This window comes from Streptomyces sp. NPDC091682 (assembly GCF_044756625.1).
GTDB lineage: Bacteria > Actinomycetota > Actinomycetes > Streptomycetales > Streptomycetaceae > Streptomyces.
Genome location: NZ_JBIVTH010000002.1, coordinates 820331 through 838350, shown reverse-complemented (window position 1 = coordinate 838350; position 18020 = coordinate 820331). Strand labels below are relative to the sequence as shown.

1 protein-coding gene (cut by a window edge) is annotated in these 18020 nt (G+C 72.6%); it reads left to right on the top strand.

Annotated features, from left to right (window positions below):
• Positions 1-31 precede the first annotated feature (31 nt).
• Positions 32-18020, top strand: partial view of an SDR family NAD(P)-dependent oxidoreductase gene (locus tag ACIQK6_RS08050; protein WP_402694515.1) — the 5' portion only. The gene runs 12839 nt beyond the window's last position; the window shows 17989 of its 30828 coding nt (coding positions 1-17989); its start codon is at positions 32-34; its stop codon lies beyond the right edge, outside the window.

Here is an 18020-nt window from a genome sequence, read left to right as displayed (position 1 = left end):
ACCCTTTCCCGACTGCGAGGTTTTCCCACCCATGGCACCCAAGGCCGGCCCCTCCTCCGAAGACAAGCTCCGCGACTACCTCAAGAAGGTCACCGCAGACCTGCGGCGTACCAAGCAGAGGCTGGAGTCCGTCGAGGCCCGGGACAGCGAGCCGATCGCCATCGTGGGCATGGCCTGCCGGTTGCCCGGCGGAGTCCATTCCCCCGAGGACCTGTGGCGGATGGTCGCCGACGGCACCGACGCCGTCGGCGACCTGCCGGAAGACCGCGGGTGGGACACCTCGGCGCTCTACGACCCCACCCCGGGCACTCCCGGGAAGAGCTACGTACGCCACGGCGGCTTCCTCGACGCCGCCGCCGAGTTCGACGCCGACCTCTTCGGCATCGCCCCGCGCGAGGCCCTCGCCATGGACCCGCAGCAGCGCCTGCTGCTGGAAACCTCCTGGGAGGCCGTCGAGCACGCCCGGATCAGCCCCGCCGCCCTGCGCGGCACCGAGACCGGCGTCTTCATCGGGGGCGCCGACACCGACTACGGCTCCCTCGCCAAGCAGACCGCCGAAACCGAGGGCCACCTGCTGACCGGGGGCGCGGTCAGCGTCCTGTCCGGCCGGATCTCCTACACCTTCGGCCTCGAAGGCCCGGCCGTCACCGTCGACACGGCCTGCTCCTCCTCCCTGGTCGCCCTGCACCTGGCCGTACGCGCCCTGCGGGCCGGCGAATGCACCATGGCCCTGGCCGGCGGCGTCGCGATCATGCCGACCCCCCGCCTGTTCACCGAGTTCTCCCGCCAGCGCGGCCTCGCCGCCGACGGCCGCTGCAAGCCCTTCGCCGAGGCCGCCGACGGCACCGGATGGGCCGAGGGCGTCGGCGTCCTGCTCCTGGAACGGCTGTCGGACGCCCGCCGGGGCGGCCATCAGGTGCTCGCCGTCGTCCGGGGCACGGCGGTCAACCAGGACGGTGCCAGCAGCCGCCTCACCGCCCCCAACGGGCCTTCCCAGCAGCGCGTCATCCAGGCGGCGCTCGCCAACGCGCAACTGACCGCCGACCAGATCGACGCCGTCGAGGCCCACGGCACCGGTACCACGCTGGGCGACCCGATCGAGGCCCAGGCGCTGCTCGCGACCTACGGCCGCGGCCGCCCGGCGGACCGGCCGCTGCTGCTCGGCGGCATCAAGTCGAACATCGGGCACGCGCAGGCGGCGGCCGGTGTCGCCGGTGTGATCAAGATGGTCATGGCGATGCGGCACGGCGTCCTGCCCCAGACCCTGCACGTGGACCGGCCGACCCCGCACGTCGACTGGAGCGCGGGCGCCGTCGAACTCCTCACCGAGCGGACCGACTGGCCCGCCACCGGCCGCCCCCGCCGCTCGGCGGTCTCGGCCTTCGGCATCAGCGGCACGAACGCCCATGTGGTCCTGGAGCAGGCCGAACCCGTCCCGGCGGGTCCGCAGACCGATCCGCAGACCGATCCGGAGGCGGGGTCGGACGCCCCTTCGGCGGCTCCGGGCGTGGTGCCGTGGGTCCTGACGGGCCGGACGGAGCAGGCACTGCGGGACCAGACGGCGCGCCTGCGCGCGTACGTGGCGCAGTCCGCGCCGCGTCCGGTCGACGTCGCCCTGACCCTCGCGGCCGGCCGGTCCGTACTCGGTCACCGCGCTGTGCTGCTGGGTGACGCGCTGCTGGGTGACGCACAGCCGGTGGCGGAGGGGGTGGCGCGGGGCGGCAGGACCGCGTTCCTGTTCTCCGGTCAGGGCTCGCAGCGGCTCGGGATGGGCCGGGGACTGTATGCGCGTTTCCCGGTGTTCGCGGAGGCCTTCGACGCGGTGTGCGCTGAGCTGGACGTGCCGGTGCGGGAGGTGGTCTGGGGCGAGGACGCGGATGCGCTGAACCGGACGGTGTACGCGCAGGCCGCTCTGTTCGCGGTGGAGGTGGCGTTGTTCCGGCTGGTGGAGTCGTGGGGTGTGACGCCGGACTTCGTGGCCGGTCACTCCATCGGTGAGGTGGCCGCGGCGCATGTGGCGGGGGTGTTCTCCCTGGCCGATGCGTGTGCGCTGGTGTCGGCCCGCGGCCGGCTGATGCAGGCGCTGCCCGAGGGCGGCGCCATGCTGGCGGTCCAGGCGGCGGAGGACGAAGTCCTGCCGCTGCTCAGTGAGTTCGTGTCGATCGCCGCGGTCAACGGTCCGTCGGCCGTGGTGGTCTCCGGTGCCGAGGATGCGGTGGAGCCGGTACGCGCCCACTTCGAGGGGCTGGGCCGGAAGGCGGCCCGGCTGCGGGTCTCGCATGCGTTCCACTCGCCGCTGATGGACCCGATGCTGGACGAGTTCCGTGCGGTCGTGTCGGGCCTGGTGTTCTGCGCACCCACGATTGCGATGGTGGCGGGTGCGGAGGAGCTGTGTGACCCGGAGTACTGGGTCAAGCATGTCCGCGACACTGTGCGTTTCGCCGATGGTGTGCGCGCCCTGCATGAGCAGGGGGTGACGCGTTTCCTGGAGCTCGGTCCCGACGGGGTCCTGTCCGCCATGGCCGCCGCATGCCTGCCGGATGACGGCGACGCCGTCCTCGTGCCCCTCCTGCGCAAGGGCATTGACGAGGAGACGGCCGCGCTCACCGCCGCGGCCCGGATGTTCGTCGAGGGCGCGGTCGTGGACTGGACTGCGCTGCTGCGGGGTACGGACGCCCGCCTCATCGACCTCCCGACGTACGCCTTCCAGCGTCAGCGCTTCTGGCCGACCCCCGGCGCGACACCGGCCGGTGACGTCCGGGCCGCCGGATTCGACGCGGCCGGGCACCCGCTCCTCAACGCCTCCGTCGAACTGTCCGACACCGAAGGCATGCTGTTCACCTCCCGCCTGTCGCTCCGGTCACACCCCTGGCTCGCCGACCACGTGGTGCGCGGCTCGGCCCTCCTGCCCGGAACCGCGTTCCTGGAGCTCGCCATCCGCGCGGGTGACGAGGTCGGCTGCGGCACCGTCGAGGAGCTCACGCTCGCCGCACCGCTCCACCTCCCCGCGGAGGGCGGCGTCCAGCTGCACCTGCGGGTGGCCGCCGCCGACGGCAACGGCCGCCGTACGGTGAGTATCCGCTCCCGCCGTGAGGGAGCCGATGACCAGGCGTGGCTCCAGCACGCGACGGGCGTGCTGGCGACGGGCGAGCGGACCGCGGCCCTCGACGCGTCGGCGTGGCCCCCGGTCGGCGCCGAGCCGGTCGACCTGACAGGACTCTACGACCGCATGTCCGAGGCCGGATTCGACTACGGCCCGGTCTTCCAGGGCCTGCGGGCCGCCTGGCAGCTGGGCGAGGACGTGTACGCCGAGGTCTCCCTCCCCGAGGGCGTCGACGGCGGCCCCTACGGCCTGCACCCCGCCCTGCTTGACGCCGCACTGCACGTCACCGCGTTCAACGGGGTGCCGCGCGGCGTCGTGCCGTTCTCCTGGGAGGGTGTGTCGCTGCACGCCTCCGGCGCTTCGTCGGTCCGGGTGCGGGTGACCCGTTCGCGCGAGGACGCGCTCACCGTCGCCGTGGCCGACACGGCCGGCAAGCCGGTGGCATCGGTGGAATCGCTGGTGCTGCGTCCGGTCGATACGGCTCGTGCGACGGACCGGGACCCGGTGTTCGGCGTGGAGTGGGTGCCGGTCCGGGTGCCGGGCCGGGTGGCGGTGTCCCCGGACGTGGTCATGGCGCGGCTCTCGGGCGACGAGGACGTGGTGGAGTCGGTGCACGCGCTGTCGGCGCGGGCGCTGTCCCTGGTGCAGGAGTGGCTGGGGGAGGAGCGGTCCGCCGATTCCCGGTTGGTGTTCGTGACCCGGGGCGCGATGTCCGGCGAGGACCTGGCGGCTGCCGCGGTGTGGGGTCTGGTGCGGTCGGCGCAGTCGGAGCATCCGGGCCGGTTCGTGCTGGTGGACGTGGAGGGCGAGGAGCCCCCTGGTCTGCTGGAGTCCGTACTGGCGGTGGACGAGCCCCAGTTGCTCATCCGCGGCGGCGAGGTGCTGGCCGCCCGGCTGACCCGCAGCGGCGCGGTGCGGGAGAACGCTCCGGAATGGGCCGGCGAGGGCACGGTCCTGGTCACCGGCGGTACGGGTGGCCTGGGCCGGGTGATCGCCCGGCACCTGGCCGCCGAACACGGCGTACGCAGCCTGCTGCTGGTGAGCCGGAGCGGCGTGGCCGCCGAGGGCGCCGCCGAGCTGGTCGCGGAGCTGGCCGGGCTGGGCGCCGAGGCCGTCGTCGAAGCCTGCGATGTCGCCGATGCGGCAGCGGTGACCGGGCTGGTCTCCCGTCATCCGGTGCGGGCCGTGGTCCACACGGCGGGTGTGATCGACGACGGTGTGGTGGAGGCACTGACGCCCGAGCGGCTGGCGGCGGTCCTGCGACCCAAGGTGGACGCCGCGTGGAACCTGCACGAGGCCACGCGCGAGCTGGATCTCGCCGCGTTCGTCCTGTTCTCCTCCGTCTCGGGACTCTTCGGCGGCCCCGGCCAGGCCAACTACGCCGCCGGGAACGTCTTCCTGGACGCACTGGCCGAGCACCGCCGAGCTGCCGGGCTGCCGGGCACCTCGCTCGCCTGGGGTCCGTGGACCCAGCACGGCGGCATGACCGGCACCCTGTCCGAAGCCGACCTCCAGCGCATCTCCCGTACCGGCATGCCCGAACTGACCCCGGAGCAGGGCGCCGAGCTCTTCGACGCCGCGCTGCGGTGGGACGCGGCGCTGGTCGCCCCGGTACGGTTCGACTTCGCGGCCGTGCGGGCGCAGGACGGAGTACCCGCCCTCCTGCGCGGGCTGGTCCGGACCCGTACCCGGAGCCGGCGTTCGGCGGCTGCCGACGCCCCCGATTCGCCCGTCACGGCGGGTCTGCTGCGTACCCTCTCCGCCCTCGCGGCCGACGAGCGGCGCGAAGTGCTCCTCGACCTCGTACGCGGGCACGTCGCACTCGTCCTGGGCCACACCGACGCCACCGCTGTCGAACCGGCGCGGGCCTTCCAGGACCTCGGCTTCGACTCCTTGATGGCCGTCGAACTCCGCAACCGGCTGGGCAAGGCCGCAGGCCTGCGGCTGCCGGCGACTCTGGTCTTCGACTACCCGACGGCCGACGCGCTGGTCGGCTTCCTGCACGACGAGCTGTTCGGCGGCGACACGGCCGACGCGCCGGCACTGCTGCCGACGCGGGTCACGGCTGCCGAGGACGACGCCGTCGTGATCGTGGGTATGGCGTGCCGTTATCCGGGTGGGGTGGCGTCGCCGGAGGATCTGTGGCGGCTGGTGTCCGAGGGTGTGGATGCCGTTGGTTCCTTCCCGGCGGACCGCGGTTGGGATGTGGAGGGTGAGTCGTTCGCGCGGGCGGGCGGTTTCCTCTACGACGCGGCGGACTTCGACCCCGGCTTCTTCGGGATGTCCCCGCGTGAGGCACTGGCCACGGACGCCCAGCAGCGGCTGCTGCTGGAGACGTCCTGGGAGGCGATCGAGCGGGCGGGTATCGACCCCGTCTCGCTCCGCGGTTCGCAGACCGGTGTGTTCGCGGGCGTCATGTACACGGACTACCGAACCCTGCTGGAAGGCGCGCAGTTCGACGGCTTCCGTGGCAACGGCAGCGCGCCCAGCATCGCCTCCGGCCGGGTGTCGTACACCTTCGGCTTCGAAGGGCCCGCGGTGACGGTGGACACGGCGTGCTCGTCGTCGCTGGTGGCTCTGCACTGGGCAGCGCAGGCGCTGCGGTCGGGGGAGTGTTCCCTCGCCGTGGCGGGCGGTGTGACGGTGATGTCGACGCCGACGACGTTCGTGGAGTTCGCGCGTCAGGGTGGTCTGTCGTCGGATGGCCGGTGCCGGTCGTTCTCGGATTCGGCCGATGGGGTCGGCTGGGGCGAGGGCGTGGGCATGCTGGTGCTGGAGCGGCTGTCGGACGCGGTGCGCAACGGGCACCGCGTCCTGGCTGTCGTTCGTGGCTCGGCGGTGAACCAGGACGGTGCGTCCAATGGTCTGACGGCGCCGAACGGTCCTTCGCAGCAGCGGGTGATCCGGCAGGCACTGGCCAGTGGCGGTCTGTCGACGTCTGACGTGGATGTGGTGGAGGCGCACGGCACGGGAACCACACTCGGCGACCCGATCGAGGCGCAGGCGCTGATCGCGACCTACGGGCAGGACCGTGAACTGCCTCTGTTGCTCGGCTCGGTGAAGTCCAACATCGGGCACGCGCAGGCGGCGGCGGGCGTGGCCGGTGTGATCAAGATGGTCATGGCGATGGAGCACGGCACCGTGCCGAAGACGCTCAATGTCGACGCGCCGTCCACGCACGTGGACTGGAGCGCGGGCGCGGTGGAGCTGGTGACCGACAGGACGGCGTGGCCGGCATCGGGGCGTTCCCGGCGGGCGGCTGTGTCCTCGTTCGGTATCAGCGGGACGAACGCGCACGTGGTGCTGGAGCAGTTCGAGCCGGCTGAGGTCGTGCCGGCTGAGGAGATCGTTCCGGGTGTGGTGCCGTGGCTGCTGTCCGGCAAGACGCGGGAAGCGCTGCACGACCAGGTGGCGCGGCTGCGCTCGTACGTGCACGAGTCGGGGCTGCGGCCGATGGACGTGGGCCTGTCCACCCTCGACCGCTCCGTCTTCGCCTACCGCGCGGTGGTGCTGAACGGCGACCAGGTCATCCAGGGCCATGCCCGAAGCGGCAAGACGGCGTTCCTGTTCTCCGGGCAGGGCTCGCAGCGCCTTGGTATGGGGCGTGAGCTGTATGCCCGTTTCCCGGTGTTCGCGGCGTCCTTCGACGCCGTGTGTGCGGGCCTGGACATGCCGGTGCGGGACGTGATCTGGGGTGAGAACGCGGACCTGGTCAACCAGACCATGTACGCGCAGGCCGGGCTGTTCGCGGTCGAGGTGGCGTTGTTCCGTCTCGTCGAGTCCTGGGGTGTGACGCCGGACTTCGTGGCCGGTCACTCGATCGGTGAGGTGGCCGCGGCCCATGTGGCCGGGGTGTTCTCGCTCGCGGACGCATGCACACTGGTGTCGGCCCGGGGTCGGCTGATGCAGGCGCTGCCCGAGGGCGGCGCCATGCTGGCGGTGGTGGCGACGGAGGACGAAGTCCTGCCACTGCTGGGTGAGTTCGTGTCGATCGCCGCGGTCAACGGTCCGTCGGCTGTGGTGGTCTCGGGCGCCGAGGAAGCGGTGGAGGCTGTTCGGACCCACTTCGAGGGGCTCGGTCGCAAGGTGACGCGGCTGCGGGTCTCGCACGCGTTCCACTCGCCGCTGATGGACCCGATGCTCGACGAGTTCCGGGCCGTCGTGTCCGGCCTGTCGTTCTCCTCGCCCACGGTTCCGCTGGTCGCCGGTGCGGAGGAGCTGTGCGATCCGGAGTACTGGGTGCGGCATGTCCGTGAGGCGGTGCGTTTCGCGGACGGTGTGCGGGCCCTGCACGAGCGGGGCGTGACGCGGTTCCTGGAGCTCGGCCCCGACGGGGCCCTGTCCGCCGTGTCCGCCGCATGCCTGCCCGAAGACAGCGATGCAGTCCTCGTGCCCATGCTGCGCAAGAACCGAGACGAGGAGACGTCCGCCCTCCAGGCGCTCGCCGAGCTCCACGTGAGTGGCGCGGCCACGGATTGGTCGTCCCTCTTCACCGGTTCCGGCGCCCGCATCGTCGAGCTGCCCACCTACGCCTTCCAGCACCAGCGCTACTGGCCCGCGGGCAGCGGCCTCGCACGCGGCGGTGACGTACGGCTCGCGGGCCTGGAGTCGGCCGAACACCCGCTGCTGGGCGCGGCCGTGGAGCTGGCGGACTCGGACACCTTCCTCTTCACCGGCCGGCTGTCGGTGGCAACCCACCCGTGGCTCGCGGATCACGTGGTCATGGGCTCGGTCCTGGTTCCCGGTACGGCCCTGGTCGAACTGGTCGTCCGCGCGGGTGACGAGGCCGGGTGCCCGGCGGTGGAGGAACTGACGCTCGCCGCGGCGTTCGTCCTGCCCGCTGAGGGCGGCGTACGTGTGCAGGTGACCGTGGGCGCGCTCGACGAGTCCGGCCGCCGGACGGTGACTGTCCACTCCTGCCCGGACGGTACGGACGAGTCCCTCTGGATCCAGCACGCCACCGGCGTCCTCACCCCCGCCACCGCTCCGCACACGGCCTTCGACACGGCGGTCTGGCCGCCGGCCGGCGCGGAGGCGCTGGATGTGTCCGAGCTGTACGAGCGGTTCGCCGAGGCCGGGTTCGAGTACGGTCCGGTGTTCCAGGGCCTGCGAGCGGCCTGGCGGCTCGATGACGAGGTCTATGCCGAGGTCGCACTGCCGGAGGACACGGACCTGACCGGATTCGGTCTGCACCCTGCCCTGTTCGACGCCGGCCTGCATGCGGCCGTGCTCCTCGGTGACGGGGAACGCGGCGTGCCCTTCTCCTGGTCCGATGTGTCGGTGCACGCCTCAGGCGCGTCTGCTCTGCGGGTCCGGCTGTCCCGGACGCCCGACGGGGCGATCTCGGCGGCCCTGGCGGATGCAGCGGGAGAGCCGGTCGCTTCGGTGACGGGGCTCACGGTGCGGCCGGTCTCCACCGAGCAGCGGCACGACGGGTTGTTCGGCGTGGAGTGGGTGCCGGTCCGGATGCCGGCCCCTGTGGCGGCATCGCCGGATGTGGTGGTGCACCGGCTGGCCGGCGAAGACGAAGGCGATGTCGCCGCGTCGGTGCATGCGCTGTCGGCGAGGGTGCTGGGCCTGGTGCAGGAGTCGCCGGAGGCGGCGCGGCTGGTGTTCGTGACCCGGGGCGCGATGTCCGGCGACGATCTGGCGGCTGCCGCGGTGTGGGGTCTGGTGCGGTCGGCGCAGTCGGAGCAGCCGGGCCGGTTCGTGCTGGTGGACGTGGAGGGCGAGGAGCCCGCCGGTCTGCTGGAGTCCGTACTGGCGCTCGACGAACCGCAGGTGCTGGTACGGGAAGGCCGGTTCCTCGCCGCGCGGCTTGCCCGCGTCGAGGCAGCGCGGGAGACCACTCCCGCATGGGCGGGTGAGGGTGCCGTCCTGATCACCGGCGGTACGGGTGGCCTGGGCCGGGTGATCGCCCGGCACCTGGTGGCCGAACACGGCGTACGCAGCCTGCTCCTCGTCAGTCGTAGCGGCCACGCGGCCGACGGCGCGGCGGATCTCGTTGCCGAGCTGGAGTGGCTTGACGCACGGGTCGCGGTCGAGGCCTGTGACGTCGCCGAGCCCGCCGCCGTACGCGACCTGTTCGCCCGGCACGACGTACGGGCGGTGATCCACACCGCGGGCGTGATCGACGACGGGGTGATCGGCTCGCTCACGGGCGAGCGGCTCGCGGCCGTGCTGCGGCCGAAGGTGGACGCGGCCTGGAACCTGCACGAGGCCACGAAGGAACGCGACCTGGCGGCGTTCGTCGTTTTCTCCTCCGTCGCCGCCGCGTTCGGCAGCGCGGGGCAGGCGAACTACGCCGCCGGCAACGCCTTCCTCGACGCCCTCGCTGCACACCGGCGGGCCGAGGGCCTGCCCGGCGTCTCCCTCGCCTGGGGCCCCTGGGCGCGGACCGGCGGAATGACCGGTTCGCTGACCGACGCCGAGGCCGAGCGCATCACCCGGCTGGGCATGCCCCCACTTTCCGTGGCGGACGGCCTGGCGCTGTTCGATGCCGCGCTCTCCGCCGAGCGCCCGGCGATCCTGCCGGTCCGCCTGGACCTGGCCGCGATCCGAGCCCTGGGTGAGGTACCGGCGCTGCTCCGCGGCCTGATCCGGACCCGGCGCCGCAGCATACGTACGGGGTCGGCCGACGCGGCCGGACTGCGGAAGAGACTGTCCGGCCTCGCCGCTGCGGAGCGGCACGAGGCCGTGCTCGACCTGGTGCGCGCACAGATCGCGCTGGTGCTCGGGCACGGAGGCGCGGCCGATGTCGATCCGACGCGGGCGTTCCAGGACCTGGGTTTCGACTCCCTGACGGCGGTCGAGCTGCGCAACCGGCTGGGCTCGGCGAGCGGGCTGCGACTGCCCGCCACGGTGGTCTTCGACTACCCGACGGCGGACGCGCTCGCCGGATTCGTCCGCGACGAGATCCTCGGGGGAGAAGCCGAGGCCGCTCCGGTGGCCGTGCACCAGGCCGTGACGGCCCAGGACCCGGTCGTGATCGTGGGGATGGCGTGCCGCTATCCGGGTGGGGTGGCGTCGCCGGAGGACCTGTGGCGGCTGGTGTCCGAGGGTGTGGACGCGGTCGGTTCCTTCCCGGCGGACCGCGGTTGGGATGTGGAGGGTGAGTCGTTCGTGCGGGCGGGCGGTTTCCTCTATGACGCTGCCGAGTTCGATCCGGACTTCTTCGGGATGAGTCCGCGTGAGGCGCTGGCCACGGACGCGCAGCAGCGGCTGCTGCTGGAGACGACCTGGGAGGCGGTGGAGCGGGCCGGCATCGACCCCGTCTCGCTGCGCGGCTCGCGGACGGGCGTGTTCGCCGGTGTCATGTACAGCGACTACGCCAGTCTGCTCGGAGGCCGGGAGTTCGAGGGCCACCAGGGCAGCGGCAGCGCGGGCAGCATCGCCTCGGGCCGTGTCTCGTACGCGCTGGGCCTCGAAGGCCCGGCGGTGACCGTGGACACGGCGTGTTCTTCGTCGCTGGTGGCGATGCACCTCGCGGCGCAGGCGCTGCGGTCGGGGGAGTGTTCCCTCGCCGTGGCCGGCGGTGTGACGGTGATGTCGACGCCGACGACGTTCGTGGAGTTCGCGCGTCAGGGTGGTCTGTCGTCGGATGGCCGGTGCCGGTCGTTCTCGGATTCGGCCGATGGGGTCGGCTGGGGCGAGGGCGTGGGCATGCTGGTGCTGGAGCGGCTGTCGGACGCGGTGCGCAACGGGCACCGCGTCCTGGCTGTCGTTCGTGGCTCGGCGGTGAACCAGGACGGTGCGTCCAATGGTCTGACGGCTCCGAACGGTCCTTCGCAGCAGCGGGTGATCCGGCAGGCGCTGGCCAGCGGTGGCCTGTCGACGTCGGACGTGGACGTGGTGGAGGCGCACGGCACGGGAACGACTCTGGGTGACCCGATCGAGGCGCAGGCGCTGATCGCGACGTATGGGCAGGACCGTCCGCAGGGCCGGCCGTTGTGGTTGGGGTCTTTGAAGTCGAACATCGGGCACGCGCAGGCGGCGGCCGGTGTCGCCGGGATCATCAAGATGGTCATGGCGATGCGGCACGGGGTGCTGCCCCGCACCCTGCACGTGGATGCCCCGTCTTCGCACGTGGACTGGTCGGCGGGTGATGTGGAGCTGTTGTCGGAGGAGCGTGCCTGGCCGGAGTCGGGCCGTGCCCGGCGGGCGGGTGTGTCCTCGTTCGGTATCAGCGGGACGAACGCGCACGTGGTGCTGGAGGAGTTCGAGTCGGTCGATGTGGTGCCGGCTGAGGAGATCGTTCCGGGTGTGGTGCCGTGGCTGGTGTCCGGTAAGACGGAGGAGGCGCTGCACGACCAGGTCGCGCGGCTGCGCTCGTACGTGGAGGATGCGGGTCTGCGGCCGGTGGATGTGGGTCTGTCGACGCTCGGCCGGTCGGTCTTCGCCCACCGGGCTGTCGTACTGAACGGCGAGCGGGTCATCGAGGGCCGTGCGCGGAGCGGCAAGACCGCGTTCCTGTTCACCGGACAGGGCTCGCAGCGGCTCGGCATGGGCCGGGAACTGTACGCCCGCTTTCCGGTGTTCGCGGCGGCCTTCGACGCGGTGTGTGCGGAGCTGGACGTCCCGGTCCGGGAGGTGGTCTGGGGCGAGGACGCGGAACTGGTCGACCAGACCATGTACGCGCAGGCCGGCTTGTTCGCGGTCGAAGTGGCGCTGTTCCGGCTGGTGGAGTCCTGGGGTGTCAAGCCGGACTTCGTGGCCGGGCACTCGATCGGTGAGGTGGCCGCGGCCCACGTGGCGGGGGTGTTCTCGCTGACCGACGCATGTGCGCTCGTCGCGGCCCGTGGCCGGCTGATGCAGGCGCTGCCCGAGGGCGGGGTCATGCTCGCGGTTGCGGCGACGGAGGAGGAAATCCTTCCGCTGCTCGACGGGTCGGTGTCGATCGCCGCCGTAAACGGTCCCTCGGCCGTCGTGATCTCGGGCGCAGACGAAGCAGTGGAGTCCGTACGTGCCCACTTCGAGGCGCAGGGCCGCAAGGCGACCCGACTGCGGGTCTCGCACGCCTTCCACTCGCCGCTGATGGACGCGATGCTCGATGAGTTCCGTGCGGTCGTGTCCGGTCTGTCCTTCACCGCGCCGGCGATTGCGCTGGTGGCGGGTCCGGATCGAGTGTGTGACCCGGAGTACTGGGTGAGCCATGTCCGCGAAGCGGTCCGCTTCGCCGACGACATCCGTGCGCTCACCGACGCGGGGGTGACCCGCTTCCTGGAGCTCGGCCCCGACAGCGTGCTGTCGGCCATGGCCCAGGAGTCGGCCTCGTCCGACGCCCTGTTCGTGGCAGCGCTGCGCAAGGGCCGGGACGAGGAGGAGACGGCCGTACGCGCCTTGGCCGAGCTGTACGTCCACGGCGTCGGCGCGGACTGGACGGCTCTCTTCGCTGGTACCGGCGCCGGCCTCGTCGAATTGCCCACGTACGCCTTCCAGCGGCAGCGCTACTGGCCCGCCGGTGTGGTGCTGCGTGCGGGTGACGTGCGGTTCGCGGGGCTCGGCGCGGCCGAGCACCCGATGTTGAGCGCATGCGTGAGCCTGGCCGACGAGGACGGGACGGTACTGACCGGCCGTCTCTCGCGGCAGACCCACCCCTGGCTGGCCGATCACACCGTCAAGGGCGCCGTGCTGGTGCCCGGCACCGGACTGCTCGAACTGGCCCTGCGGGCGGGTGCCGAGGTCGACTGCGAGGGGGTGGAGGAGCTGACGCTCGGCGCGCCGCTCGTCCTGCCCCAGCAGGGCGGCGTGCAAGTGCAGGTACGCGTGTCGGCGCCCGAGGCCTCCGGCCGGCGGACGGTCGGCGTGTACTCGTGCACCGAGGGCACCGGCGACGGGGTGTGGGTCCGGCACGCGAGTGGTGTGCTGAGCGCGGACCCCGTGGACGCGTCCGGGTTCGATGCGGTGACGTGGCCGCCGGCGGACGCGGAGGTGGTCCCGGTCGACGGTGCCTACGAGCGGTTCGCGGAGGCCGGCTTCGGCTACGGCCCGGTGTTCCGTGGGCTGCGGGCGGTGTGGCGGCGCGGCGAGGAGCTGTTCGCCGAGGTCGCGCTGCCCGAGAAGGAGCGCGACGCGGCAGGTCGGTTCGGCCTGCACCCCGCGCTGCTCGACGCCTCGCTCCACGCGGGTCTGCTGGAGGGCGACGGCGACGACACGGTTGTTCCCTTTGCGTGGAACGACGTGATGCTGCATGCGGTCGGCGCGTCCGAGGTCCGGGTGCGGTTGACCCGCGTCGGAGACGAGGGCCTGTCCCTGCAGATGGTGGACACGGCCGGACAGCCCGTGCTGACCGTGGGCTCGATGCTCAGCCGTCGCGTCTCGGCCGAGCAGCTCGGGGCCGTCAGGAGTCCGTTGTTCGGGGTCGACTGGTCGGTTGTTCCGGTTGTTGCCGGTGGGGCGGATGTGCCGTGGGTTCGTTGGGAGGACGTGCCGGCGGAGGGTCCGGTGCCGGGTGTGGTGGTCCTGGACTGCGGGGCCGAGGGTGGGGCGGATGTTCCTTCCGGGGTGCGTGCGGTGTCGTACCGGGTGCTGGATGCGGTGCGGTCGTGGCTGGCGGATGAGCGGTTCGCCGCTTCGCGTCTGGTTGTGGTGACGCGTGGTGCGGTCGCGGTGTCGGAGGGCGCCGGGCTGGATGTGGTGCAGGCTCCGGTGTGGGGTCTGGTCCGTGCGGCGCAGGCGGAGAACCCGGGCCGGTTCGTGCTGGTGGACCTGGAGCCCGGAGCAGCGGCCGACGAGGTCGCGCACGCGCTGCTCACCGGCGAGCCGGAGTCGGCCGTACGTGCGGGCGAGGTGTGGGTGCCGCGTCTGGTCCGGCTGGAGACGGCTGGTGACCGCGTTCCCGACTTCGATGCCGGGGGTTCGGTGCTGGTGACCGGTGGTACCGGTGGTCTGGGTGCGGTGGTGGCCCGTCGGCTGGTGTCCGAGTACGGCGTGCGATATCTGGTGCTGACCAGTCGGAGGGGTCTTGCGGCTCCCGGGGCCGAGGAGTTGGCGGTCGAGCTGGGCGGTCTGGGCGCCGAGGTCCGTATCGTCGCGTGTGATGTGTCGGACCGGGCGGCGCTCGCGGCGCTCGTAGCCGAGGTGGTCGCGGAGCGTTCGCTGACCGCCGTCTTCCACACCGCCGGTATCAGCTCCAACGCTCTCGTCGACGCCCTGACCGAGGACCGCTTCGACGCCGTCCTCGCCCCCAAGGCGGATGCCGCGTGGTACCTGCACGAGCTGACGCGGGAGATGGACCTGGCCGCGTTCGTGCTGTTCTCCTCGGCCGGCGGTCTCGTGCTGACCGCCGGGCAGGGCAACTACGCGGCGGCGAACGTCTTCCTCGACGCCCTCGCCGCACAGCGGGCGAACGAAGGCCTGCCCGCCACCTCCATGGCCTTCGGCCTGTGGGACGCGGGAGCCGGCATGGGCGCGCTCCTCGCCGATGCGGACCGCAAGCGGATGGCGGCCCAGGGCCTGCCCGTCCTGTCGGCCGAGACCGGCCTGGACCTCTTCCGCTCGGCGCTTCGCTCCGCCCGGCCCGCCGTCGTACCCGTCACGGTCGACACCGAGGCCCTGCGCGCCCGTACCGACGAGATGCCCGCCCTGCTCCGCGGGCTCGCTCCGCGGCGCGCCCGCCGGGCGGCTGCCGGATCCGGCAGCGCGCCAGCTGCCTCGCTGACGCGGCGGCTGTCCGGTCTGTCGGCGGGGGAGCGTCGGCGTACGGTGCTGCACCTGGTGCGTTCGCAGGTCGCGTCCGTGCTCGGGCACGCCTCGGCCGAGGCGATCGGCGCGGACCGGGCCTTCCAGGAGCTGGGCTTCGACTCGCTCGCGGCGACCGAGCTCCGCAACCACCTGAGCCAGGCCACCGGCCTGCGACTGCCCGCCACCCTCGCCTTCGACCACCCCAACGCCGAAGCCGTCACCGACCACATCCTGACTCTCCTCGGCACCTGCGAGGCGTCCTCGGACGCGGCGGTTCGGGGCATCGACGACCGGCGCCCCGTCGACGACGACCCGATCGCGATCGTCGGCATGGCCTGCCGCTACCCCGGCGGGGTGACCTCGCCCGAGGAACTGTGGCGACTGCTGATGGACGGCGGGGACACCGTCTCCGACCTGCCCGCCGACCGCGGCTGGAACATCGAGGACCTGTACGATCCCGAGCCCGGCAAGGAGGGGAAGAGCTACACGCGCCGCGGCAGCTTCCTCCACGAGGCGGCGGACTTCGACCCGGCCTTCTTCGGCATCTCGCCCCGCGAGGCCCTGTACATGGACCCGCAGCAGCGGCTGCTGCTCGAAACCTCCTGGGAGGCCCTGGAGCGGGCCGGTATCGACCCCGCCACGCTCAAGGGCAGCCGCACCGGCGTCTTCGCCGGCGTGATGTACCACGACTACGCGCTCGGCGCGCACCCCTCCGGTACCAGCGGCGGCAGCGTCGTCTCCGGCCGGGTCTCGTACACGCTGGGTCTGGAAGGCCCGGCCGTCACGGTGGACACCGCGTGCTCGTCCTCACTGGTGGCCCTGCACCTCGCGGTGCAGGCCCTGCGGGCGGGCGAGTGCTCCTTGGCCCTGGCGGGCGGTGCGACCGTCATGTCCACGCCCGGAATGTTCATCGAGTTCAGCCGCCAGCGCGGCCTGTCCGTCGACGGCCGCTGCAAGGCGTTCGCGGGCAGCGCGGACGGGGTCGGCTGGTCCGAGGGCGTCGGCGTGCTGCTCGTCGAGCGGCTGTCCGACGCGCAGCGCAACGGGCACCGGGTCCTGGCCGTGATCCGCGGTTCCGCGGTCAACCAGGACGGCGCCAGCAACGGCTTCACCGCCCCCAACGGGCCCTCGCAGCAACGGGTCATCCGCCAGGCCCTGGCCTCCGCCGGCCTGTCGGCCGGCGAGGTCGACGCGGTCGAGGCGCACGGCACCGGCACCACACTCGGCGACCCGATCGAGGCCCAGGCGCTCATCGCGACGTACGGGCAGGACCGGCCGGAGGACCGGCCGTTCCTCCTCGGATCCATCAAGTCGAACATCGGGCACGCGCAGGCCGCTGCCGGTGTCGCGGGCGTGATCAAGATGGTCATGGCCATGCGGGAGGGCGTGCTGCCGCGCACGCTGCACGTGGACGAGCCTTCGCCGCACGTGGACTGGACCGAGGGTGCGGTGGCGCTGCTCGGAGAAGCGGTGGAGTGGCCGGAGACCGGCCGTCCCCGTCGCGCCAGCGTCTCGGCGTTCGGCATCAGCGGTACCAACGCGCACGTGATCCTGGAACAGGCGGCTACCGAAGGGCTGGTCCCGCGGAACGAGGGCGACGCCGCAGTGGGACCGGAGGCCGGCGTACTGCCGTGGCTGGTGTCCGCCGCGACCCCGGAGGCCCTGCGCGAGCAGGCCGCGCGCCTGCTCGCGTACGTCGAGTCCCGGCCGGGCCGGGACCTGGTGGCGACGGCCGGCGCGCTGGCGACCACGCGGTCCGCGCTGGAGCACCGGGCGGCGGTCCTCGCCACCGGACGCCAAGAGCTGACAGAGGGACTGCGCGGGCTGGCCGCGGGAGACCTCGCGCTTCCGGGTGGTGTCTTCGGCGCATCTGCCCGGGGGGCCGGAACGTGCGCTTTCCTCTTCTCCGGCCAGGGCTCGCAGCGGCTCGGGATGGGGCGTGACCTGTACGGGCGCTTCCCCGTGTTCGCGGCGGCCTTCGACGCGGTGTGCGCGGAGCTGGACGTGCCGGTGCGTGAGGTGGTCTGGGGCGAGGACTCGGAGGCACTGAGCCGCACGCTGTATGCCCAGGCCGCGCTGTTCGCGGTCGAGGTGGCACTGTTCCGTCTCGTCGAGTCGTGGGGTGTGACGCCGGACTTCGTGGCCGGTCACTCCATCGGTGAGGTGGCCGCGGCCCATGTGGCCGGGGTGTTCTCCCTCGCCGACGCGTGCGCGCTGGTGTCGGCCCGTGGCCGGCTGATGGACGCTCTGCCCGAGGGCGGTGCGATGCTCGCCGTCCAGGCGATGGAGGAGGAAGTCCTCCCGCTGCTGGGCGAGTCCCTCTCGATCGCGGCTGTCAACGGCCCTTCCTCGGTGGTCGTTTCGGGTGCCCTGGACGGCGTGGAGGCTGTTCGCGCCCACTTCGAGGCACAGGGGCGCAAGACCACTCGTCTCCGTGTCTCGCACGCCTTCCACTCGCCGCTGATGGACCCGATGCTGGACGACTTCCGTGCGGTGGTGTCGGGGATGTCCTTCTCCGCGCCGTCCCTTCCCGTCGTCTCGAACCTGACGGGTACGATCGCCGAAACCGAGCGGATGTGCACCCCGGAGTACTGGGTGAGCCACGTCCGTGAGGCGGTCCGCTTCGCCGACGGCATCCGCACCCTGGCCGACCTGGGCGTGACCCGCTTCCTGGAGATCGGCCCCGACGCCGTGCTCGCCGGCATGGCCGGGGAGTGCACGGACCGCACGCCCGCCCTGCCCTTGCTGCGCGCGGGCCGGGACGAGGCCGCCACCGCGGTGACGGCGCTCGCCGCACTGCACTGCGCCGGGATCGCCGTGGACTGGCGGGCGTTCTTCGGCGGCACGGACCACGCTCACGTCGACCTGCCGACGTACGCGTTCCAGCGGCAGCGGTACTGGCTGGACGCGGACCTGGGGGCAGCCGACCTGGACTCGGTCGGTGTCACCTCCGCGGATCACCCGCTGCTGGGCGCCGCGATGGAACTCGTCACGGCCGACGGCTACCTCTTCACGGGCCGGCTGTCGGTCCGGTCGCACCCGTGGCTGGCGGACCACACGGTGATGGGCGCGGTACTGGTGCCCGGTACCGGCTTGCTTGAACTCGTCCTGCGGGCGGGTGCCGAGGTCGGGTGTGCGGTGGTGGAGGAGCTGACGCTCGCCGCGCCGCTGGTGCTGCCCGAGCAGGGCGGCGTACAGGTACAGGTGTGGGTCGGTGAGCCGGACGGGTCCGGCC